Origin of the sequence: Paenibacillus sp. B1-35 (assembly GCF_050474385.1) — a bacterium.
In the GTDB taxonomy this organism is placed as follows: domain Bacteria; phylum Bacillota; class Bacilli; order Paenibacillales; family Paenibacillaceae; genus Paenibacillus_B; species Paenibacillus_B alvei.
Window position 1 is genome coordinate 1 of the sequence record NZ_JBCHVJ010000014.1, and the last position, 25,655, is coordinate 25,655.

The window sequence follows — 25,655 nt, forward strand, 5'->3', positions numbered from 1 at the left end:
CGATATCTCCCACGAACACGTCAAACGAAAAGCTTGCGAGCTGCAGCAGGCGCACCGGGAACTGATCCAACCGGTATTCCCGCCGGTAGCCCGCCGCCGTGTTCACCAGGCTGCGGTGCTCGATCATCACGCCTTTCGGCTTGCCCGTCGTTCCCGACGTATAGATCACATACGCCAGATCCTCCGGACGGGCTTCATGGAAGCTGCCCATGTCAACATTCGGATGGCTCTCATCTCCGTCATCTACAGCATCCGTCAGCTTGCCGGAGCCAATTGCCGCATTCGCCCGCTCCTCGCTGTACGACGCTTCGTCGTCGAGGTACAGCACCGCCGCCAGCGCCCGCTCCTCTCCGCCAAGCCAGGCTTCGGCGCGCTCTCGCAGCGGCATTTGCGTCAACAGTACCTTCGCTCCGCTGTCTTCAAGCATGAACCGCAGGCGGTCCGCCGGATAATCCGGGTCGAGCGGCACATACGCCCCGCCCGCTTTCCAGACGGCCAGCACGGCCACCAGCAAGTCCACCGAACGCTCGGCGAGAATGCCGACGATCGTCTCCCGGCCGATGCCGCTTGCGCGCAGCGTGGCCGCCAAGCGGTTCGCCCGCTCGTTCAGCTCCGCATACGTCAGCCGGTCGTTCTCGTACACGACGGCCTCCGCTTCCGGCGTGTGCTCCGCCTGTTCCTCGAACAGCCGGTGGAACGCGGCCGCAGGAGCCGCTTCCGGCTGCGCCGGGTTGAACGCGCCAAGAATTTGCTCTTTTTCCACCGGTGTCAAAATGCCCAGCTCGGCAATAGTCGCCGACGGGTTGCGGAGAATGGATTCAAGCAGTTGCAAGTAATGAGCGGCCAATTTCTCCACCGTTTCGGTTTTATAAAGAGCAGTGGCGTATTCAAACAGATACTCCAAGCCTTCCTCGATCTCCGTGACGTCCAAGCTGAGATCGAATTTAGAAACAATTTCTTCGCTGGCATACGTCGACAAATGGAGTCCGGGAAGCTGGATTTCCAAATTCTCTGTATTCTGCAAAGCAAACATCGTATCGAACAGCGGATTGCGGCTTAAATCACGAGCTACGTTCACCTTACCCACCAGTTCCTCAAACGGATAATTCTGATGTTCAAAAGCGCCCAGCGTCGTCTCCTTGATTTCCTTCAAGTAGTCAAGGAACGTCTTACCGGCAGCCGGATAACTGCGGATGGCCAGAGTATTGACGAACATTCCGATCAGCGGCTGAACGTCGCTGTGATTTCTTCCCGCAATCGGCGTACCGACCACCACGTCTTCTTGTCTTGTATATTTATGCAATAAAATTGTATACCCAGCAAGCAGAACCATGTAAAGCGTTGCGCCGTTCTCGGCTGCAAGCCGTTTCAGACCCTCGCTTTTCTCCTTATTCATAAACAATTGCAGTGTGCAGCCCTCGTAGCTCTGCATAGCCGGGCGCGGGTAGTCCGTCGGCAATTCCAAAACCGGCAGTTCTCCGCGGAACATGTCGAGCCAGTAGGCTTCCTGCTTGGCAAGCTGAGCTTTCTGCTCGTCCGATTGCTGCCATACCGCATAATCTTTGTACTGAATGCGGAGCGGCTCCAACGGCTCCCCGCTGTACAAGCGAATAAACTCTTCGATTAGTACATCCATCGAAACGCCGTCAGATACGATATGATGCGTATCGAACATCAGAATGTGCCGGTCCGGCGCCAGTTCGGCAAGGCCTACACGCAGAAGCGGCGGCTTCGCCAGATCAAACGGACGAACGAATTGGCGCACCGTTTCTTCCGCCTGCTCCCCGCTGATCTGCACATATTCCACCTGGAAGGCGGCTTCTTCGTAAATCCGCTGAACCGCTTCGCCTTTTACCATCTCAAAGCCGGTACGCAGCGTTTCATGACGAGCTACGAGCCCGCAGAACGCTTCTGCAAACCGCTGCCGGTCGAGCTCCCCTTCGAGCAGCATAGCTCCCGGTATGTTGTAGCTCAGCTCGCCTCCTTCCAACTGGTTCAAGATATAGAGACGTTTCTGAGCGGAAGATAGCGGATAATACTCGCTAGGTTCCGCAGCCGGAATAGCTGTGAACGAGCCGATCTCCAGCCGCTCCATAGCCGCGGCCATTTCCTCAACCGTCGAGTAGCGGAATACGTCGCGAAGCGGGAATTCAATGCCTAGCTCCTTATGCATTTTGCTGACAAGCGTCGTCGCCCGCAGGGAGTGTCCGCCGAGGTCAAAGAAGTTGTCCGTTACGCCTACCGCCTTCTCCCGAACAAGCACCTCCTGCCAAATGGCGGCCAGCTTCGCCTCCAGTTCGGTGCGCGGCGCCACATATTCGCGGCCTCCGCCTGCTCCCCCTTCCGGCGCCGGCAGCGCCTTCCGGTCGATCTTTCCGTTCGTCGTCAAAGGCAGACGCTCCAGCTCCACGAAGTACGACGGGATCATGTACCCCGGCAGCTCGCTGGAAATCGCACGCTTCAGGTCAGCCGCTGTCAAGCCTTCTTCCGCTGTATAATAAGCGCACAAAGCTTTCTGACCTTCTTGATCTTCCCTGACGACAACGACCGCTTCCTTCACGCCACCTACACTCAGCATCTTCGCTTCGACTTCGCCCGTCTCAATCCGGTAGCCCCGGATTTTCGCCTGGTTGTCGATCCGGCCGATGAAGTCCACATTGCCGTCCTCCATCCACCGCGCCAAGTCTCCCGTGCGGTACAGCCGCTCGCCCGCGGCGAACGGACTGTCTACGAACTTCTCTTCCGTCAGCTCCGGACGGTTCAAGTACCCGCGTGCTACGCCGACTCCGCCAATGACCAGCTCGCCCAGCACCCCGACCGGCACCGGGTTCAGATGCGCGTCCACGATGTAGAATTTCGCATTCAGCCACGCTTTACCGATCGGCACATGCCCTGTCTGCGGCAGCTTCGTCAACTCCTCGTCGTAGAAGCTGGAGTCGATCGCCGCTTCCGTCACGCCGTAGGCGTTGATGATCCGGAACAACGAGCCGAAGCGTTCCTGCAAGGTCCGGTAATCCGCCACGCTGCAGCTGTCCGAGCTCGTGATCAACAGCTCCATCCCGCTCATATCCAGCCGCTGATCGTGCACGTACTCCATGAACGGCACGATCAGCGCCGGCGTCGATTCGAAGATTGTCACTTGCTGCTGGCTGATCCAGTAGTGCAGACGAGACGGATCGATCCGGTCATCCTTCGGCACAATCACCATCGTGCCTCCGTTATACAGCGTCCGCGCGATATCGCCCACGAACACGTCGAATGAGAAGCTTGCGAGCTGCAGCAGCCGTACCGGGAACTGATCCAACCGGTATTCCCGCCGGTAGCCCGCTGCCGTGTTCACCAGGCTGCGGTGCTCGATCATCACGCCTTTCGGCTTGCCCGTCGTTCCCGACGTATAGATCACATACGCCAGATCCTCCGGACGGGCTTCATGGAAGCTGCCCATGCCAATATTCGGATGGCTCTCATCGCCATCATCCACAGCATCCGTCAGCTTGCCGGAGACCATGCCGAAACCAATCGCCGCATTCCCCCGCTCCTCGCTGTACGACGCTTCGTCGTCGAGGTACAGCACCGCCGCCAGCGCCAGCTCCTCTTCGCCGAGCCAGGCTTCGGCGCGTTCTCGCAGCGGCATTTGCGTCAACAGTACCTTCGCTCCACTGTCTTCAAGCATGAAGCGCACGCGGTCCGCCGGATAATCCGGGTCGAGCGGCACATACGCCCCTCCCGCTTTCCAGACGGCCAGCACGGCCACCAGCAAGTCCACCGAACGCTCGGCGAGAATGCCGACGATCGTCTCCCGGCCGATGCCGATTGCGCACAGCGTGGCCGCTAAGCGGTTCGCCCGCTCGTTCAGCTCCGCATACGTCAGCCGGTCGTTCTCGTACACGACGGCCTCCGCTTCCGGCGTGCGCTCCGCCTGTTCCTCGAACAGCCGGTGGAACGCCGCCACAGGAGCTGCTTCCGGCTGGGCCGGGTTAAACGCACCGAGAATTTGGTCTTTTTCCGCCGCCGTCAAAAGCTCCAACTGATTCACGCGGATATTCGGGTTAGCCGCAACCTTCTCCAGTGCCTGGGCAAAATGACCGTGGATCAGCCTGATGTCTTCCTCTCTGTACGTCAGCGCATTGTACGTAAACCGCAGCAAAATATGCTCTTCCGGAATGACGGTAATGTCCAGGTCGTAGTTCGTTTGCTCCGGCGACTGGATATTAGCGATTTTCAGCGCTTCTTTGTCACCGCCGACAACCTGCTCAATCTGTTCTTCCATCGGGTAATTTTCAAAGACCATGATATGGTTGATCAAGTCGCGCTTTTGCTCGCTCAGCGACTGAATTTCGAACAGCGGGAACGTTTCGTAAGCTCCCGATGCCAGCGCTTGATCCTGGGTTTTTCTCAAGATATCGGCTACCGTCTCCTCGGCTTTGCCTTGAATACGGACCGGGATCGTATTAATAAACAGGCCGATCATGCTTTCGATGCCCGGAATTTCCGCCGGACGCCCGGATACGACGGAGCCGAATACAACATCCTCGCTGTTGTTGTATACCTGCAGAACCAGTCCCCATACGGTCTGCATGAACGTATTGAGCGTCACCTGCTGCTGGCGCGCCACCCGCTCGATTTGCCCGGTCAGTTCCTTGCTAAGTTCCACATCGATTTCGGCCGCTTCAAAAGCGCCCTGCTTCAGCTGCGTTTTCTCCTGGGGCAGCTTGGTCTGCTGATCGTAACCCGCCAAATACTCGGACCAGTAACGCGAAGCTTTCGCGGCATCCTGAGCTTCCAGCCATTCGATATACCGGGAGTACGAGGTAACCGGAGGAAGCTCCAGCGTCCGCTTCTCTTGGAACGCGAAGTAGGTGTCGAACACTTCCTTGATCATGAAGGACATGCACCAGCCGTCCATCAAAATGTGATGGTGACTCCAGATCACATGGTAGGACTCGTCGCCCGTGCGCAAAACGGTCACGCGCATAAGAGAGCCTTGAGCCAAATCGAACTTGTTCGCTTTATCCGCGCTGACGAAATCGGCTATCGTCTTCTCCGGGTCTTCATCGCTTGCCGAGCGAATATCTTCGAAGTACACTTCACACTTCCGCTCGCGGAATACCACTTGAATCGGCTCGTCCCTCCAGCCGGTAATAAAGTTGGTCCGCAGTGCCTCATTCCGCTGCACCAGCGTATCCAATCCTTGGGTGAAGGCTTCGACATTCAGGCTTCCGTTCAGATCGAAGGTCACCTGTTCGAAGTAAGCTTCCGAATCGGCATCCAGCAGGCTGTGGAACAACATCCCTTTTTGCAGCGGAGTCAGGGTGTATACATTCTCCAGTTCGCCGAGCGCCGCCGTATGTTCAGCCAACCGCTCCAGTTCCTCCACCGTCACATCTTGAAGCAGTACGTCGCTAGGCGTAAGCTCCGGCCGCTCTTTCGATACGCAATGGTTGATGACTTCACGCAAGCTCGATTGAAGCAGGGTGCCCAGGCGCTCTACCGTTTCCCGTTTATACTGGGTTTCCCCATAACGGATTGTGAGTTCCAGCACTCCTTCCGACACCATACCGTTGATATCGAGGACAAAATCCATCACTGCGTTCGGGCTTGAATCGGAGCCCGGGCTGAACGGAGACGGCTGCGAGCCGCTGCTTTCGTAATCCTGGTCGAACTGACCCAAATAGTTAAAGCTGATCTCCGGCTCCAAAGCGAAGCACTCGCCGTCACGCGGCGCCGACAAATAGCGCAGGATGCCATAGCTGATTCCTTTGTTCGGAATGCGGCGCAAGCTTTCTTTCACCTGTTTCACCTGATGACCGAGCGACTGGGCGTGACCTGGCTCCAGAACGACAGGGAATTGGCTTGTAAACCAGCCTACCGTGCGTGTAATATCCACATCCGGCAAAATATCTTCCCGGCCGTGGCCTTCGAGATTCACCAGCACGCGTCCCCGGCCGCTCCAAGCTTGTACCGCGAGGCCAAGCGCGGCAAGCAGCAAATCGTTCATTTCCGTACGGTAAGCACGGTGTGCGTGCTTCAGCAGATGTTCGGTTTCCTCCGCTGTCCAGCGAACGGTCACGAGCCCGCTGTCCTTCAGCTTGGATCTGCCTTGTTCAAAATCTTTTGGAAGCGGCTCATAGCTCAATTGCTCGATATGCTGCCAATACTCTCTCTCGCTTTCCAGCGCCGGATCGTTCGCATAACCGTTCGCATAATCAGCGAGCTGTTTCGCCCACGTTTGGAATGAATCCGTTTTGAGCGGCAGACGGATCGGCTGCCCTTGCAGCGCCTGCTCATAGCCGGCAGCAAAATCCTCAAGCAGAATCCGCCAGGATACGCCGTCTACGACCAAGTGATGGATCGTGATGAGCAGGTGGTCGCCGTCGTCGCAGCGGAACAAGCCGAGCTTCACCAGCGGGCCGTTTACCAGATCGATGCTCGCTTGAATGTCATTCGCCTTAGCCTCTACCGCGCCTTTCACGTCGCAGAATCCCCTGAAATCTACAACTTCCAGATCGAACAGCGCTTCGTTCTCCCCGGTGCCGCGGTTCCAGGCGGTATAGCCGCTCTCGGTTTGGCGGTAAACCGTACGGAGAGCATCGTGATGTACGATAAGTTGACGCACCGCTTGGCGTAAAGCTTCTTCGTCGAAGCCTTGCTTGGAGAACTGCATGAATGCCTGGTTGCTGTGATGCACGTCGGCCGGATTTTGTTCAAAGAACCAGCGCTGAATCGGGGTCAAGATGACCTCTCCCGTCACTTCGGCCTGGCTTGCCGTTCTCTCCGCCGTTTGCAACTGCAAACTAAGGGCGGAAATCGTCGGATAATGGAACAAATCTTTCATGACCAGCTTGTACCCCGTTTGCAAAAGACGGGACGATACCTGCAAGGCCTTGATCGAATCGCCGCCGAGCGCAAAGAAATTGTCCATCGTGCCGACCTGATCCACGCCCAGCACTGACTGCCAGACCAACGCAAGTGCTTGCTCAGCAGGAGTACGAGGCGCCGTGTATGCAGCCTCGGCACGAATGCTTCCTTCCGGCACAGGCAGCGCTTTGCGGTCGATCTTCCCGTTCGGCGTAAGCGGCATTTGATCCAGGTGCATGATACGCGAAGGCACCATATGGGAAGGCAGTGCAGCGTCCAGATGGGCCACAAGCCCTTCCAGATCGAAGCTGGAACCCGCTACAACATACCCGCACAAATATTTCTGCCCCCGTTCGTCCGTCCGAGCAATAACAAGCGCTTGACGCACGCCGGAAAAATTTTGCATGATCGCTTCAATTTCACCAAGCTCGATCCGATAGCCGCGAATTTTTACCTGGTTGTCGATCCGGCCGATGAAGTCCACGTTGCCGTCCGGCATCCAGCGCGCGAGGTCGCCCGTCCGGTACAGCCGCTCCCCAGCGGCGAACGGGCTGTCTACGAATTTCTCCGCCGTCAAATCCGGGCGGTTCAAGTAACCGCGGGCCACACCCGCTCCGCCGATAACCAGCTCGCCCAACACCCCGATCGGCACCGGCTTCAGACTCGCATCCACGATGTAGAACTTGGCGTTCAGCCATGCTTTCCCGATCGGCACGCTGCCCGTCTTAGGCAGCTTCTCCAGCGGCTCGTCATAGAAGCTGGAGTCAATCGCCGCTTCCGTTACGCCGTAGCTGTTAATAATACGGAACTGCGAGCCGAAGCGCTCCTGCAAGGTGCGGTAATCCGCTACGCTGCACGCATCCGAGCTTGTGAGCAGCAACTGCATCGAGCTGAGATCCAGACCCTCGGCATACACATGCTCCATGAACGGCACGATCAGCGCCGGAGTCGATTCGAACACCGTCACGGCGTAGTCGCGAATCCAGCCGTAGAGGCGGGTTGGATCAATCCGGTCGTCCTTCGGCACGATGACCATAGTGCCGCCGTTGTACAGCGTCCGCGCAATGTCGCCGACGAACACGTCGAACGAGAAGCTGGCGAGTTGCAGCAGCCGGATCGGGAACTGATCCAGGCGGTAGTCCCGCCGGTAGCCCGCCGCCGTGTTCACCAGGCTGCGGTGTTCCACCGCCACGCCCTTCGGACGACCAGTCGTACCGGAGGTGTAGATGACGTAAGCCAAATCGCGCGGCTTGTTCACATTCGCCGGATTCGATGCAAGATCCGCTGCCAGTACGTTCTGCTCGGCTTCTGCCGTGGCGGACGTTTCGGCAGAAGCCGTTTCCGCTTGCGCCAAAGCCTCCGCCTCTGCGCCTGCTTCGCCCAAAGCTTGTACGCCTGCAGCCACTTCCGCCGCTCCGAGGCTGTACGTCGCAGCGTCATCAAGTGCAAGCACCGTTTGCAGCGCTAGAGCTCCGTCGCTGCGCCAAACTTCCGCCTGCTCCAGCAGGCGGGTCTGCGTGAGCAGAACCGACGCCCCGCTGTCCGTGAGCATATACTCGATCCGCTCCGCCGGATAATCCGGATCAAGCGGCACATAAGCGCCGCCCGCTTTCCATACGGCGAGCACCCCGATCAACAGCTCCGCCGAACGGCCGGCCAGAATGCCGACCACCTGCTCCGGCTTCACTCCGCGCGCCCGCAGTGCATACGCCAGACGATTCGCTTTGGCGTTAAGCTCCGCATACGTCAGCTTGCTGTCTTCGTAGACAACCGCCAGCGCTCCAGGAGTGCGCTCCGCCTGCTCCTCGAACAGCTCGTGGAACGTCCTCTCTCTCCACGATTCATCCGCTTCCAAACCTGTACCCTCTGCGGCGGATTGCTTCGCAAGAGCCGCAGACGACACGTCAAACCCGACCAGCAAATCATGCTTTTCGCTGTCCGTCAATATGTCCAAATCCGAAATCCGCGCACCCGGCTGAGCCAGGATCGACGCCAAAAGCTGCTCGTAATGACCCGCCAGCCGTACCATCGTTTCCTGTCTAAACAACGAGGTAGCATACTCGATCTTGCAAACCAGCACGTTATCGACTTCCACGATATCTAAGCTAAGATCAAACTTTGCCGTCTTTTCCTCGATGTCAAACAGCGACCATTGCAAGCCTTCCAGGGTTAAATCCAAGCTTTCGTGCTTTTGCAAAGAAAACATAGTGTCAAACAGCGGATTCCGGCTTAAATCCCGGCTCACCTGAAGAGCTTCCACCAGCTCCTCAAACGGATAGTCTTGGTGCTCGTAGGCTCCAAGCGTCGTTTCCTTCACTTCCTGCAAGTAATCCAAGAACGTCCGCTCCGCCGCCGGACCCAAGCGAAGGGCCAGTGTATTGACGAACATACCGATAATCGGCTGCAGGTCGGCGTGAGAACGGGCGGCAATCGGAGTGCCGACCACGATATCTTCCTGTCCCGCGTATTTATGAAGCAATACGGAGTACGCAGCCAGCAAAAGCATGTAAAGCGTCGCTCCCGAATCGCCGGCAAGCCGTTTGAGAGCTTCGCTTTTCTCTGCATCCAGCGTAAACGTGAGCGTTCGACCGTCAAACTGCTGGACGGCCGGGCGGGAGAAGTCGAGAGGCAACTCAAGAACCGGAAGCTCGGAGCTGAATACCCCGCGCCAGTATTCCTCCTGCTGTTTGATACGCTGGCGCTGTTCCTCGGATTGCTGCCAAACGGCGTAATCCTTGTATTGAATCCGCAGCTCCGGCAATTCTTCGCCATTGTAAAGCCGCACGAATTCGCGCAGCAGCACGTCCATGGAAAGGCCGTCGGAACCAATATGATGAATATCCAGCGCAAGCAGGAATTTCTCTTTCTCCAGTTCGATCAGCAGGGCGCGCAGCAAAGGCGGCTGGGTCAAGTCAAAAGGCTGAATGAAGCCTTCAAGAATGGCCCTAACCTGATCTTCACTTGCTTGAAGCTTCTCGACCTTGAAAGCTGCGAGCGGATGAATACGCTGTACTGGCTCCCCATTCACGATTTCAAAACCGGTGCGCAGCATATCGTGCCGGGCTACCAAAGCAGTGAGCGCCTTTTCCACTTTGGCCTCGTTCAAAGCCCCTTCCAATTGCAATGCGCTTGGGAGGTTGTAATTCAGCTCCGAGCCATCCAACTGGTGCAGGACGTACAACCTTTTTTGCGCGGAGGAAACGGGATAGTACGCTCTCTCTTCCGCTTTCGGAATCGAGCTGTGCCGCGTTTCCTCCAAGCTGGCAATAGCCCCGGCCATCGACTCTACCGTCATATAGCGGAACACATCGCGCAGCGGAAGTTCGACGTTCATATCCTTCCGAATCTTGCTGACAAGGTTCGTTGCTCGCAAGGAGTGGCCTCCAAGCTCGAAGAAATTGTCCAGGACTCCAATGCCGAAGTAACCCAGCACTTCCTCCCAGATCTTCACAAGCTGGGACTCCGTCCGGTTACGCGGCGCTACATATTCGACGCCCGTTTGCAAGCCGCCTTGCGGCTCCGGCAGCGCTTTGCGATCCACTTTGCCGTTGGACGTCAGCGGCATTCGCTCCAGCTGCACGAAGTACGACGGGATCATGTACCCCGGCATTCCCTGGGCCAGCGAGGTTCTCATTTCGCTGACCGTCAGCGTCCGATCCGCCACAAAGTAGGCGACAAGCGCCTTCTCGCCTCCGCCATCCTGACGGGCGAGCACCACCGCTTCTTCCACGCCCTCGACGTTCAGAAGCTGCGTCTCGATTTCGTCCATCTCGATCCGGTACCCGCGGATTTTGACCTGGTGGTCGATCCGGCCCAGGTATTCAATGTTGCCGTCCGGCAGCCAAGCCGCCAAGTCGCCCGAGCGGTACAGTTTGTCCCCCTCCGCAAACGGGGAATCGACAAACTTCTCCGCCGTCAGATCCGGACGGTTCAGGTATCCTCTCGCAAGGCCTTCCCCGGACACATACATTTCGCCCGCTACGCCGATCGGCACAGGGCGGCGGTTTTCATCCAAGACATACACCCTCAGCGTCGGGATCGGCTTGCCGATATTGCTCTTCGCCGCCTCAATCTCGACCCACGTAATTTCCTTATACGTCACGTGAACTGTCGTCTCGGTAATGCCGTACATATTGATCAGCTTCGTCTCCGGGTACTTCGTATTGAAGCCCTTGAGCAGCAGCGGACTCAGCGCTTCGCCCCCGAAGATGACGTTGCGAATCCGCAGATCGTACGGATGGTCCGCCAAGACCTCACGCAGCAGCTGGTAGAAGTACGTTGGCGTCTGATTCAAAATCGTGACCTCTTCGCGGCCCAGCAGCGCCAGGAACTCGGCCGGATTTTTCGCCGTGAGCGGCGGTACGATGACCAGCTTGCCTCCGTACAGCAGCGCTCCGTACATTTCCCAGACGGAGAAATCGAAGCAGAACGAGTGGAACAGCGTCCACGTGTCGGATGGCCCGAAGTCGAACAGGTTCTTGTCGTTGAACAGGAGGCGCACGACGTTCTTATGCTCGATCAGCGTTCCTTTCGGTCTGCCGGTCGTTCCCGACGTGTAGATGACATAAGCCAGGTTGTCCGGCCCGGAAATCGGCTCCAGGTTCGAAGCGTCCAGCGCACCTTCGGAGTCCGCCCCTCTGTCGCCCCAAACGAAATCGTCCAATTCGAGACGCGTTCCTGCGAAGTCGGTCTTCTCGTGCAGATGCTTTTGAATCAGCAATAACGGCGCGCCCGAATCCTCAATCATGAAGCAGATACGCTCCTCCGGGTAGTCGGGATCGACAGGCACGTAGGCTCCGCCCGCTTTGAGAATCGCCAGAATGCCGACGACCATATCGAGCGAGCGTTCGGCCAGAATCGCTACCAGTTGGTCCGCTTCTACTCCCGTCTCCCGCAGCTTCAGCGCAAGGCGGTTGGATCGCTCGTTCAGCTCGCGGTAGGTCAGCTGCCGCTCGTTCATGACGGCGGCCACGTTGTCCGGGTAAAGCTCCGCCTGCTCTTCGAACAAGCCGTGAATCGTCTGCTGCCGCGGGTAGTCCGCCTCCGAATCGTTGAAACCGCGCACCAGTTCGCGGATTTCCTCCTCCGTGAGCATTTCCAGCGAGGCAATATCCCCGTCCGGCGCTGCTGCGATGGTTTCGAGCAGCTTATCATAGTGTCTGGCGAACCGCTCCGCGGTCTCCTGTTTATACAAAGACGTTGCGTACTCCAACCGGCATTCGAGCTGACCATCCAGCTCCGAAATGTCCAGGAGCAGCTCGAACTTGGATGTTCGGTTTTCCAGCGGATAAAACGATTGCTCCAGCCCCTCGATGACAATTTGCTCATTCTCCGTATTTTGCAGGGAGAAGAATGTATCAAAGAGCGGGTTCCGACCAGTCGCGCGCGGAATGTGAAGACTTTCCACCAAGTCTTCGAACAAATAATTTTGGTGTTCGAAAGCCCCGAGCGTGATGTCCTTGATTTCTTCCAGGTACGAAAGGTACGGCTTGGAACGCTCCGGACGACTGCGAATAGCCAGCGTATTGATAAACATTCCTACGATCGGCTGCACTTCTTCCTGCGTTCTTCCGGCAATCGGCGTTCCGACGATCAGATCTTCCTGACCCGAATATTTATGCATAAGGATGGAGTAAGCCGACAGCAGCACCATGTACAGGGTCGTCCCCGTCCGTGACGCCAGCTCCTTCAGCTTCTCCGTCCGCTCTTTCCCGATATAAAACTTCACGGTCCGGCCATCAAAGCTTTGCACCGCTGGCCGCGGGAAGTCCGTCGGCAGCTCCAAGACCGGCAGCTCGCCTGACAGCTGTTCCAACCAGTACTCCTTCTGCGGCTGGAGCATCTGCCCGTAAGCTTCGGAATGCTGCCAAACGGCATAATCTTTGTATTGAATGCGCAGCGGGGCCAGCTCCTCGCCCCGATACAGGCGGCTGAACTCGTCGAAGAGCAGCGCTGTCGATATGCCGTCCGAGACGATATGGTGCATATCGAACAGCAGAATGTGGCGATCCTCGGCGACTTCGATCAGACCGATGCGGAAAAGTGGCGGCTTGGTCAGATCAAACGGGCGATAGTAAGCTTCCACCACTTGATCCACTTCCCGCTCGCTCGCCTGGAAATAATCAACAGAAAACTCCACCTCGTCATAGATGCGCTGCACAAGCTCGCCTTGAACCTGCTCAATCCCGGTACGCAGCGTCTCATGGCGCTGAATCAGCGCCCGGAATGCGTGCTCTACGCGCGTGCGATCCAGCTTGCCTTCGAGAAGAAGCGCCGCCGACATATTGTAGCTGCGCTCTGCCCCGTCAAGCTGGCGCAGTACGTACAGACGCTTTTGCTCGGATGAAACCGGATAGTACTCGGCCTCAGCCGCCTTTGTAATTTCATACGTCTCCTGCTGCTTTAAACCGCCGATTCTTTGGGCCAGCTGTTTGATCGTGGTGTAGCGGAAAACGTCCCGCAGCGGAACCTCGACTTGCAGCTCTTTCCGAATCTTGGAAACCAGCGTGGAGGCTCGCAAGGAATGACCACCCAGGTCAAAGAAATCGTCTTCGACTCCAACTCGCGCAATACCCAGCACCTGCTGCCAAATGAGAGCAAGTCTTGTTTCCAGCGTTGTACGAGGAGCCACATACTCACGGCCTGCTTCTACCTCTCCGGTCGGTTCAGGCAGCGCTTTACGATCAATTTTGCCGTTCGGAGTAAGTGGAAGCTTATCAAGAGACACCAGCCGGGCCGGGACCATATGGGTCGGCAGCTCTTGCTTCAATTGGGACAGCAGATCGCTCAGCTGCAAGGAAGCATCCGCCGCCACGTAGCCGCACAAATACTTTTGCCCTTGCTCATCCGTACGGTCGGTCACCACAGCCTGCTTGACGCCCGGGAAACGCAGCAGGGCCGTTTCAATTTCACCGAGTTCAATCCGGAACCCGCGAATTTTCACCTGATAGTCGATCCGGCCGATGAAGTCGACGTTGCCGTCTTCCAGCCAGCGGGCCAAATCGCCTGTCCGGTACAGACGTTCGCCCGGCACAAACGGGCTGTCCGCAAATTTCTCGGCGGTTAGGTCCGGACGGTTCCAGTACCCGCGCGCCACCCCGGCGCCGCCGATGACAAGCTCGCCCGGAACCCCTACAGGAACCGGATTTAACGCGGCATCGACAATGTAAAACCGGGCGTTCAGCCAAGCTTTGCCGATCGGCACATGACCCGACGGCGGCAGCTTATCCAGCGGCTCACTGTAAAAGCTGCTGTCAATGGCCGCTTCGGTAACGCCATAGCTATTGATGATGCGGAATTGTCCGCCGAATCTTTCCTGCAGCAATCGGTAATCGTTGACACTGCAAGCATCCGAGCTGGTAATCAGCAACTGCATGGAGCTAACGTCCAGCCCTTCTTCATAAATATGCTGCATGAATGGCAGGATGAGCGCAGGCGTCGATTCGAATACCGTAATGTTTTGCTCCCGAATCCAGCCGTATAAGCGGTTCGGGTCAATCCGGTCATCCTTCGGCACAATCACCATCGTACCTCCGTTATACAGCGTCCGCGCGATGTCTCCGACAAACACGTCAAACGAAAAGCTGGCCAACTGCAGCAGCCGCACCGGGAACTGATCCAACCGGTACTCGCGACGGTACGCATCCGCCGTATTCACGAGACTACCGTGCTCGATCATGACGCCTTTCGGGCGTCCCGTCGTACCCGAGGTGTAAATCACATAAGCCAAGTCTTGCGGGGCACTATCGGCAGATTCAAATTCCACGGCTAAGGCATCCCTGTTATAAATCTGTTCATCGTCCATGGCATAGACAGCTTGAAGTTTCAGCCGGTCATCGGCCAACCAACCTCCGGCCCGCTCCAACAGATGACGCTGCGTAAGCAGTACCGATGCACCGCTATCGCTGAGCATGTATTCAATCCGCTCCGCCGGATAATCGGGATCCAGCGGTACATAGGCTCCGCCGGCTTTCCAAACGGCGAGCACCCCGACCAGCAGGTCCACCGAACGCTCCGCCCAGATCCCCGTAATCGTCTCCCTTCCCACGCCCTGTTCGCGAAGGAGAGAAGCCAGCCGCTCGGCGCGTTCGTTCAATTCGCCGTAGGTCAGCTGCTTGTCCATGTAGACGACTGCCGGATGATCCGGAATTTCCCGGGCAAACTTTTCAACATACCGATGAAATGCTTCTCCCTCGTTCAGCTCTGTCATCGGCGGGTTAAAAACGCCCAGAATGCGGTGTCTCTCCTCATCGCTCAGCAGAGAAATCTCGCGTACCGGCAGTTCGGGAGTCTGAAGAAACTGGTCCAGAACGGTTATATACTGTTCCATAATCCGATCAATCTCGGCCGTCTCGAACAGGCCGGTACGATAGGAAGCATGGAGAATGACATGACCTTCATTCAGCATATGGTCGAAGCGCAGCAGCAAATCGTCCATCTCATGCCTAGCGAAGTGAGTCTCCAAGCGTACTTTGATTTCTTCGTACTCCACGATTTTCAAAGGCAGATATTCCAGAGACGTACGGAACAGCCCCGAAAGATCGTTGCGGCCGTGTTGTTCGCGTAAATCCTGGATCAATTGGTTATAAGGGTATTTCTGATACCGCAAATCCGCCGTATTTTCCTTGGAAACCGTTTGGATCAAGGAGAGCACGTGCCCGTCTGGATTCAGACGAATCCGCGTGGCCACGGTACTGACGAACATGCCGATCGTTTCTTTTTCCTTCTTGCTGGTGCGATTGGCGAAAACCGTGCCGACCGGAATATCGGTGCTATCGGTCAGCTTGTACAATAAGGTGTACATGGCGGACAGAAATAACGTATATATGCTGACCTGATATTGTTCGCTGAAGGCCAGAATGCGTTCATACCGGGAACCGTCCAAAGTGATGGCCCGTTTATTGGATTCACTGCCGATCGCGAATGGCGGATACGATTTAATGCCGGTCGTTTCTGGCAAAGTGTTGTACTTCGTCAGCCAGTATTCCTTGCCTTTTTGATAACGCTCCGATTGCTCATATTCACACTCCGCGGAAATATAATCCAGATAGGATGGGGCCTGATAACTGCTGGAGATGCCTTTGCGCAGTTCCAGGTATTTTTCCATCACCGCATGCAGCAAAGCATTGACGGACAAGCCGTCGGCGATAATATGATTTACCGTCAAATTGAGCCATACATGGCCGTTCGCAAAATGGATAATCGTAAATTGGTGGAGGTGTTCGTCGAACACGCTGGCCGGTTTTTCGCTTACTTCTTTCACCCAAGCATAGAATTGTTCGGTTGTGCCTATTTCGAGGCGGCTTATCCTAGCTTGGACATTCTCCGGCTCTTCGAACCACTGCGTTGGATTTTGCAAATCTCCGCTAATGCGGATTCGGAAAGCGTCATAGGTTTTGACGATCTCCGCCGCAGCTTGCTCCAGAAGCTGTGTGTCGATCTGGCCCGTAATCTGGTAGGTCGCGGAAAGCATCGTGATGGACGTTCCCGGATTCATAATTTCCATGAACCATATTCGACGCTGGGCTTGCGTTAATCCGTATTGCTCGTTGGTATTCTCTCTCACATCGACACACTCCCGTTTTAGAGATTCTTTAAAGAGGTTGTTCAAAAAAGTCATGTTTTGATCACGAAGTGTCACAGGAAGTTTATTCGACATCGAATCTTGCGTTCACCCTCGAAGTCCGTTGCTCATGTAGTTTTGCCTACACTCCGCTACTCCTTCTTCGGGTTCTCACAACCTTTTCGGTGCTGAAAATCTGACTTTTTGAACACGCACTTATAAATAGGATTTGTACCTAGGAATCCGCCCGCCGTACAGCCGGGCGTAATACCCCCCGAGCGCCAGCAGATCCTGATGGCAGCCCCGCTCGACGACCGTCCCTTGGTCCATGACGGTAATCAAATCCGCATGTTCCACGGTGCTGAGACGGTGCGCGATCAGAATGGTGGTGCGCCCCTTCATCAATACATTCAGGGCCTGCTGTACCCAATGCTGGGATTCGTTATCCAGCGCGGAAGTCGCTTCGTCCAGCAGCAGAATCGGGGCGTTTTTGAGAATCGCCCGGGCAATCGCAATTCGCTGCCTTTGTCCGCCCGACAACGACGCTCCTCGCTCTCCCACTGGCGTTTTATACTGTTCAGGAAGTTCCTGAATGAAACGGTGAGCGTACGCCGCTTTGGCTGCTTCGATCACTTCTTCATCCGTTGCATCCGGGTTGCCGTAGCGGATATTTTCCTCAATCGTGCCGGTAAACAAGAACGGCTCCTGCGGAACGTATGCAATCTTCCTGCGGATTTCATCAAGCGTGTAATGGCCGAACGGTTTCCCTTGGAGCAGGATTTCTCCGCTGTCCACAGGATAAAAGCCGAGCAGCAGCTTGATCAGCGTACTTTTGCCGCTGCCGCTGGCCCCCACGATAGCAGCGACCTGGCCGGGAAACACCTGCATGGACATGTCGACAAGCACCTTTTTATCCTCCTGATAGGAAAACTCCACATCGCGAAACTCCACCGCAGCCTCCGACACAAGCTCGCTGTGAGGAGATCCCAAACGCTCCGGTTCCTCTTCCTCTCTTAGTACCTCCTGAATCCGGTGAGCGCCCGCGAGCGAATTTTGGGTCATCGACAGAACCACGCCTAAGTTCAACAAGGCGTGCGTCAGATTCACTTGCAGAACCGCAAGGGCGGCGACGCTTCCCATTCCCATCAGTCCGTAGGCATAAAGAAGACTGCCGATGACGATGATGCCGCAGAACGTGACGTAGCTGATAAAATGGTTCACCGCAGCCTGCATGCCGTTCTTCTGCGCGGTTTGCCGAAGCGTCTGCGTCATTTGTTCGTTCAACGCCTCGAACTGGCCGTAAATCGTGCGGATGCGGAACAGCTTCACAATTTGAATACCGCCCATAAAATCTTTGAATTTCTCGGTCATTTTACCGAGCGTTTGCAAGCCTTGTTCGGACAAGGCGCGAATATCCCGCGCAAATTTCAGGCTGACCACGGAGGACAGCAGCAGAATGACGAAGGATACGCCGGCAAACCGCCAATCGATCAACACCATGGAGACAATGGAGCCGATGCAAAACACAACTTGAAGCAGCAAAACGAAGTAAACCTGCGAGAATGTAAACTCAACGGTCGTTACGTCGTTGTTCACCCGCGACAGCAAGTCCCCATGGTGCGTCTGCTCCAGGAATCTCAGCCGCACCCGGCACAGCTTGTCATAAAGACGTTTGCGTATATTCAGCACAGTCAGTTCGACACTGCGCTGGTATAAGTAAATGAACCAGGGAGAAATCACATTTTCCAGGAACAGCACCGCGCCCAAAATAATAAAGGCTTCCACCATTAGGGACGTATCTCGGGACACGGCGAAATCAACCAAGTTATGTACGACCAAACTGAAGGCGATCAGGAACAATGTCTGGGAGAGCGCCGTCACGGCCAGGCCAATGGCGTACTGGGTTTTGCGCTTGCGGTTCATAAAGGTCAGCAAGTATCCGAGTTCTTTCACTTGCGAGAGCCATCCGCCCTTTTTCATGTGTACGCCACCTCCCTGCATTCGGCAGACTCGGTAAATTCCTGGTAGTACGACTGGGCGTATAGTCCCTTCCTCTCCAGCAATTGTTCATGAGTGCCCTTTTCCACAATATTTCCTTGTTCCATGACCCAAATTTCGTCGGCGTTTTGTACTGTAGAAAGCCGGTGGGCAATAACCATGGTCGTTCTATTCTTCATCAATACGCCCAGCGCTTCCTGAACCGCGCTTTCCGACTCCGGATCAAGAGCCGACGTTGGCTCGTCCAGCAGCAGAACGGGAGCATCCTTCAGAAAAGCCCGGGCCATTGCAATGCGCTGGCGCTGCCCGCCGGACAAAAAGCCTCCGCGCTCTCCGACATACGTCTGGTATCCGCCCTCAAGCTGCATAATGAAGGAATGCGCCTGAGCGGCTTTGGCGGCTTCGATAATCTCGTCCATCGACGCTTCTTCCCGCCCGTAGCCGATATTTTCGGCGATCGTGCCGCTAAACAAATATGAATCCTGGGTTACCACGGAAAAATGCGACCGAAGCTGCTCCGGATCGGCGCCGTCGATCCGGCTGCCGAACACGCGGATCTCACCCTGATCCTCCGGAAGCGGATAAAATCCGCATACAAGCTTAATCACCGTGCTCTTCCCTCCGCCGCTCGCTCCGACAAGCGCGATCGTCTTCCCTTCCGGCACCGAGAAGCTAACATTCCGAAGGATCGGGGAGCTCTCCTCATACCCGAAGGTTACGTTCTGAAACTCGATGGGGGCGGTGCTCGCTTTCGGCAGCGAACGGCCATTTTCCGTTTCGGTCGGCTGCTCGACGATTTCGGAGACCCTTCTCAGGGCACCGGCCATTTCGAACGTCCGCGTGATGAGCTCGGGTATATGCTCCAGAGGCTCCAGACACAGATTCAGCAAGTACAGGAAGGCGATCAGCGCTCCCGCGCCTAGCTGCCCGTTGTAGATCAAATAGCTTCCGTAACTGACGGCAAAAATGATCGGGCTGATCATCAGCGTGGAAAGCAGGGGGTTGACCCAGGCTTCCCGCTTTTTCACAGCCAGCTTTTTTTGAGCCGTCAATTGCAGCATCACTTGGTAGGAGCGAGATAACATGCCGGATAGCAGGTAGCTTTTCACAATAGGCATACCCCCAAGCGTATCCTGGAGGTTAACGTTCATTCGGCCCATGTTTGCCTGGGCTTCCTCCGTCAACCGCTCCAACTGCTTGCCAATCCATTGGGAAACCAGCAGCGCCACGGGAAATAACAGCAGGCTGGACAGCATCAGCTCCCATTGGAGGTAGATCAAATAAGCAAAACAGCCGATGAACAATAGCGGATGATAAAACCACTGGGCAAGGTCCCGAATCATAAACTGCTGGATAAGCTGCAGGTCGTTGTTGATCCGCGACAACACGTCGCCCGAGTGCTGCTTTTCCAAATAGGAGACCGGGAGTTTGCCGATATGACGCATGACGTGGTTGCGGATATCCTGCACCGCAGAGGCGCTGCTTCGCTCCACACCGAAGCTCATGAAAAACTTCGCCGGTACACCGATCAAGATGACCACAAAGACCGTGTATACGATTTGCAGAACGAGTGGCCCTGCCCCCTTCTCGGCCTGGGTGGTCAGCTGCTCGATCAAACTTCCCGTCCATATCTCAATAACGGCGGCGGCAATTGCGGACAAGGTACCGACGATCATCCAGCCTTTGTGACGGCTTACATAGGACATCAGCCAGCGGAACGCTTTCCAGGTGGCGTAAGCGGTTTGGCGCTTGGAAGGCGCCGCTGTGCCTTGTTCTTGAACAGACGGCTGTCGGTCAGCTTCCATGCAGTACCCCGGCCTCCGCTTCGATCTGCCGCTTGACTTGCTCTAAGATATCTCGGATGACAACGGCCGTTTCGTCCACGCGCGCGAGTTCCAGCAATTCCTCGTGCGCGCCCTCCAGCCGGTAATCGGCGTAAGCTTGCGTCGTTGCCCCCCGCCAGGATGGCAATTGGTGCTCCAAGCGGAACGCTTCGCTGTCCTTCGCAATCAGTTCATAAATCCGGGCCGGGATCGTGCCGGAGTTAATAAGCTGCGCTTCGTACGCCAAAGTCGCTTTGACCTTCTGATGAACCCGCTCCCGCACAAGCGGGTTGCTCATTAATTCCTTCTCTTCTTCGTCGAAATCGGCAAGCATTTCTTCAAGCTCTTTCTCTGACGTTTCGGATGGCGTCAGCATGTCCTTAATCCACGAGTCCACCATGAGTACGTCCGTTACGGAATACCCTCTTTTCTCCATCGTTTTGGCTACCTCGAACGTCAGGTTGCCCCCGAAGCAGTAGCCGAGCAGCACGTAAGGTCCTTCGGGCTGGATGCGGACGATCTCGTCCACATAACGGTTCAGCATGGTCTCGTAATCAGCGGCATCGTCGATAAAATCAATGCCGTAAAGCACGAATCGGCCGTCGAGCCTGCTTGCGAGCTCCCGGTAACCGATGCCGAAGCCGCTGCCCGGAGGGAAGCAGAACACGTTCAGATCTCCTGCTTTATTTAGCTTAATGAAGGAGTCTCCCCCTTTATCCAGGCCCAGATCCCCCTCTCCGAAAGCCATGGCTTCAACGGTTACATGATGGAATTGGCGGTTCAGCGGTATCTCAATGCCCGTTTCATCGTAAACGGCTTGAACGAGCCTCATCAGACTTAACGAATTGCCGCCCAACTCAAAAAAGTTATCCTTTACGCCGACCTGTGGAACGCCAAGCGTATCCTGCCAGACGCGGGCGATCTTCATTTCGAGCAGCGTTCTCGGCGCAACATATTCCGCTCCTCTGACCGCGGATTCCTCCGGCGCGGGCAGCGTTTTACGGTCGATTTTCCCGTTGGGGGTCAGCGGCATCCGCGAAAGCTGCACGAGGTGCGAAGGAATCATATACCCTGGAAGCTGCTTGGCGAGCTCCTCCTTGAGTTCATGCGCCGCCAGCCTCGTTTCCGCGACGTAGTAAGCGACAAGCTGCTTTTGGCCGTTCGCGTCGTCGCGGTCGAGCACCTTGGCTTCTTGCACAGCGGCGATCTTCAGCAACTGCGTCTCGATTTCGTCCAGTTCGATCCGGTACCCGCGGATTTTCACTTGGTGGTCGATCCGGCCCAGATATTCGATGTTGCCGTCCGGAAGCCAAGCCGCCAAGTCGCCCGAGCGGTACAATTTCTCCCCCTCCGCAAACGGGGAATCGACGAACTTCTCCGCCGTCAGATCCGGACGGTTCAGGTATCCTCTCGCAAGGCCTTCCCCGGCCACGTACATTTCGCCTGCTACACCGATCGGCACTGGGCGGCGGTTTTCATCCAGGACGTACACCTTCAGCGTCGGGATCGGCTTGCCGATATTGCTCTTCACCGCCTCAATCTCGACCCACGTTATTTCCTTATACGTCACGTGAACCGTCGTCTCGGTAATGCCGTACATATTGATCAGCTTCGTCTCCGGGTACTTCGTCTTGAAGCCCTTGAGAAGCAGCGGACTCAGCGCTTCGCCCCCGAAGATGACGTTACGAATCCGCAGATCGTACGGATGGTCCGCCAAGACCTTACGCAGCAGCTGGTAGAAGTACGTTGGCGTCTGGTTCAAAATCGTGACCTGTTCGCGGCCCAGCAGTGCTAGGAACTCGGCCGGATTTTTCGCCGTGAGCGGCGGTACGATGACCAGCTTGCCTCCGTACAACAGCGCTCCGTACATTTCCCAGACGGAGAAATCGAAGCAGAACGAGTGGAACAGCGTCCACGTGTCGGACGGCCCGAAGTTGAACAGGTTCTTGTCGTTGAACAAAAGGCGCACGACGTTCTTATGCTCGATCAGCGTTCCTTTCGGTCTGCCGGTCGTTCCCGACGTGTAGATGACATAAGCCAGGTTGCTCGGCCCGGAAATCGGCTCCAGGTTCGAAGCGTCCAGCGCACCTTCGGAGTCCGTACCTCTGTCGCCCCAAACGAAATCATCCAATTCGAGGCGCGTTCCTGCGAAGTCGGTCTTCTCGTGCAGATGCTTTTGAATCAGCAATAACGGCGCGCCCGAATCCTCAATCATGAAGCGGATGCGCTCCTCCGGGTAGTCGGGATCAACAGGCACGTAGGCTCCGCCCGCTTTAAGAATCGCCAGAATGCCGATGACCATATCGAGCGAGCGTTCAGCCAGAATCGCTACCAGTTGATCCGCTTCTACTCCCGTCTCCCGCAGCTTCCGCGCAAGGCGGTTGGATCGCTCGTTCAGCTCACGGTAGGTCAACTGCCGCTCATTCATGACGGCGGCCACGTTGTCCGGGTAAAGCTCCGCCTGCTCTTCGAACAAGCCATGAATCGTTTTCCCCCGCTCGAACCCGGTTTCGGTGTCATTAAATCGCTTCAGCAGCTTCTCCCTCTCGTCTGGGGACAGCACATCGGCTTGTCCAAGCTCCAGATCCGGCTGAAATAAAAGCAAGGACAGTAGCCGAACAAGATGGTCGGCCGCCTGTTCCACAAATGCCCGCTCGTACCGCTGCCCGTCAAAGCTTATTTCCAGCTCGATGGAGTGGTTTTGGCGATCGAAGCGAAAAACCGTATCGGCCGCCACCCGGTTACCCAGCGGTACCGGATGAATCGGGGCGAAAGATGCGACGGTGTTGACGACCGGGAGGCCGTCCACCGTATAGTCCAGATGGAGCGGCTCCACCATTTTTGGAAAAGGCAGATGCTGATGCTCCAGCGCCTCGCCGATGGAAGCTTTGATGCCCCCGAGCAGCGTTTTCAGCGTAGTCTGATGGCTTACGGACGTCTTGATCACCAAGATGTCATGCGGCGGCGGAGTCCCGTCGGGGTCTGCGCTATAAGAAGGCATGCCGACCAGCACTTGGTTCTGCCCGGTATATTTGAAAAGCAGGCTTTTTACTCCTGCCAAAACAATCATGTACAAAGCCAAATCCGAACCGTTGGCGAGGCGAATGATTCTCTCCGAGAGTTCGCTCGGCAGAGTACGGTGAAGCAAGCCCGGTTCGGCCGCAGCTTCCCCGTCGGCGGATAATTTGGAGGATTGACTGTAGGGAAGGAAGCTCAGGCTGTCATCAGCGTCAAACTTGCCGCTCCAGTACCGTTCTTCCTTTTCAAATAAAGATTTCATCCGTACCTCCCCTAAAAATGAAGTAACCCCTTGCCCCGGCGCAGGCCCGAAAAATCTTGCTTTCGGCCTGCGCGTTTACGGGCTTGGACGTTGTTCGCCGTCTTCCTTGGGATGCGCGCCGCTTTCGCTTGACGGCGGAGGCGCGCTTATAGAGGTTGTTCAAAAAGGTCCACTTTTGATCACGAAGTAAATCATGAAGTGGACTCGGCATCGAATCTTGAATTCAGCCGGGCCTAAGCAGATGCTTACGAAGTATGTTTCCTGCGGAAACATCTCAGGTGCTCATGTATCCAAAACGTACGCTCTGCTCCTCAGGCCCTAGCTTCATCCAACTGAGGCGTTTTGAAAAAACGCACATCGGTAGCATAAGCTTCGGTGCTGAAAACCGACCTTTTTGAACACGCATTTATAGGATTAGAAGGCAAATTCGATCGTATCGACGGCACTTTTTGCGCCTGCCGACGGTTTTTGATATTCAATCCGGCTTAGCTCGAGTTGCGGATTATCCACAATTTGTGACAGTACCCGCAGGTAATCCTCGGTCAAGGTACGGATCGTCGCTTCTTTGAACAGCTTGGTGGCGTAGAAGAAGCCCCCGCTCAGCGCCCCGTTGTTTTCATACATAAACAGCGTCAGATCGAACTTCGCTTCTTCCAAATGGTCAAGCTCGTAAGTCTTTAGGCTGATCCCTTCCAGCTCGACGTCTCGTTCTTCGATATTTTGCAAGTCGAAAACGGCATCGAACAGCGGGAAGCGGCCCGGCTCCCGCTTCACATTCAAACGTTCCACGAGCTCCTCGAATGGATAATCCTGGTTCTCGAAAGCACCCAAAGCCGTTTCCTTCACTTCTTCCAGGTAGGACAAAAACGTTTTGTCGCCCGACGGACGATTTCGGATCGCCAGTGTATTGACAAACATTCCGATGACCGGTTCCAAATCGGCGTTCGTTCTTCCCGCCACCGGGGTGCCCACGACCAAGTCCTCCTGCCCGCTGTATTTGGACAGCAGCACGGTATAAGCCGCAAGCAGCACCATGAACAGCGTGCTTTCACGCTCGGCCGCCAATTCGTGCAGCCGCATAGAGAGAGAAGCTTCGACGTCAAACTCCAGATGTGCACCTTCATAGCTGCGAGCCGCAGACCGTTTGTAGTCCATCGGCAGGTTCGCCGTCGGCAGCTCGCCTTTGAAGGTTTGCAGCCAGTACGCTTCCTGCCGCTCGATCCGTTCTAGGTGGGCCTTCGACTGCTGCCAAACGACATAATCCTTGTATTGAATGCGCAGTGACGGCGGCTCTTCCCCGGCGTAGAAACTCGAGAACTCATCGATCACAATCGCCATTGATACGCCGTCGGACACCATATGGTGCATGTCGAAAATGAGAATATACAGGTTCGGCTCCAGCTCGATGACCCCGGCACGCAGCAGCGGCGGCTTGCCGAGATCAAATGGACGAACGAAGCTGCGGACGATCTGCTCGATTTGAGCCGCATCCTCTTTATCCGCTTGATGATGCTCGACAGCAAAATCGACCTGCGGGTAAATCCGCTGAACCGCTTTGCCCTTCACGATTTCAAAACCGGTGCGCAGCGATTCATGCCGTGTTATCAATTTCCGCAAGGCGACTTCCAACCGGTCTAAATCAAGCTCGCCTTCCACCTGCACCAGTTCCGGCATGTTGTAAAGCTGATCCGCTCCATCCAGCGTGTGCTGAATGAACAGCCGTTTCTGCGCGGAGGACAGAGGGTAGTACTCTCTCTCCTCCGCTTGAGGAATGGCCTCGTGCTCCTGCCGTTCCATCCGGGCGATCGCCTTGGCCATTGCCGCAATCGTCGAGTGACGGAATACGTCGCGCAGCGGCAGATTGACGTTTAATTCCTTAAATACCTTGCCCGCCAGCGTTGTCGCCCGCAGGGAGTGGCCGCCGATGTCGAAGAAGTTGTCATGAACGCCAATCTCCTTCGCAAGCCCCAGCACCTCCTGCCAAATCGCCGCCAGCTTCGTTTCCAGCTCATTGCGCGGTGCGACGTACTCCGTTCCGCTTCCCGCTTCTCCTTCCGGCGCTGGCAGCGCCTTCCGGTCAATCTTTCCGTTCGGCGTCAGAGGCAGGCGCTCCAGCTCCACGAAGTACGACGGG

Annotated in this window: 5 protein-coding genes; all 5 read right to left on the bottom strand. The window is 56.1% G+C overall.

The annotated features are described in order from the left end of the window. Positions 1–16,423, bottom strand: a 16,423-nt coding sequence (locus ACQ5BJ_RS26050) for an amino acid adenylation domain-containing protein (RefSeq protein ID WP_430113427.1), incomplete at its 3' end; no start/stop codon positions are given. A gap of 213 nt (positions 16,424–16,636) precedes the next feature. After that, complete coding sequence (locus ACQ5BJ_RS26055) at positions 16,637–18,400, bottom strand: ABC transporter ATP-binding protein (protein WP_430110980.1); 1,764 nt, start codon at positions 18,398–18,400, stop codon at positions 16,637–16,639. Continuing rightward, positions 18,397–20,223: an ABC transporter ATP-binding protein gene (locus ACQ5BJ_RS26060; protein WP_268623061.1), complete on the bottom strand. Its 1,827-nt coding sequence runs from the start codon at positions 20,221–20,223 to the stop codon at positions 18,397–18,399. The genes ACQ5BJ_RS26055 and ACQ5BJ_RS26060 overlap by 4 nt, the downstream gene beginning before the upstream one ends. Then, positions 20,213–23,521 carry a non-ribosomal peptide synthetase gene (locus ACQ5BJ_RS26065; RefSeq protein ID WP_430110984.1) on the bottom strand — a complete coding sequence of 1,103 codons (3,309 nt, stop codon included), beginning with the start codon at positions 23,519–23,521 and terminating at the stop codon, positions 20,213–20,215. Before ACQ5BJ_RS26065 ends, ACQ5BJ_RS26060 begins: the two co-directional genes overlap by 11 nt. A 414-nt stretch (positions 23,522–23,935) precedes the next feature. Continuing rightward, the coding region (locus ACQ5BJ_RS26070) for a condensation domain-containing protein (RefSeq protein ID WP_430113426.1) at positions 23,936–25,655 on the bottom strand (1,720 nt) is incomplete at its 5' end.

Excerpts from the sequence above, each read along its gene's own strand:
- ACQ5BJ_RS26055 (WP_430110980.1), bottom strand. The coding sequence starts at position 18,400 with ATGAAAAAGGGCGGATGGCTCTCGCAAGTGAAAGAACTCGGATACTTG.
- ACQ5BJ_RS26060 (WP_268623061.1), bottom strand. The coding sequence starts at position 20,223 with ATGGAAGCTGACCGACAGCCGTCTGTTCAAGAACAAGGCACAGCGGCG.
- ACQ5BJ_RS26065 (WP_430110984.1), bottom strand. The coding sequence starts at position 23,521 with ATGAAATCTTTATTTGAAAAGGAAGAACGGTACTGGAGCGGCAAGTTT.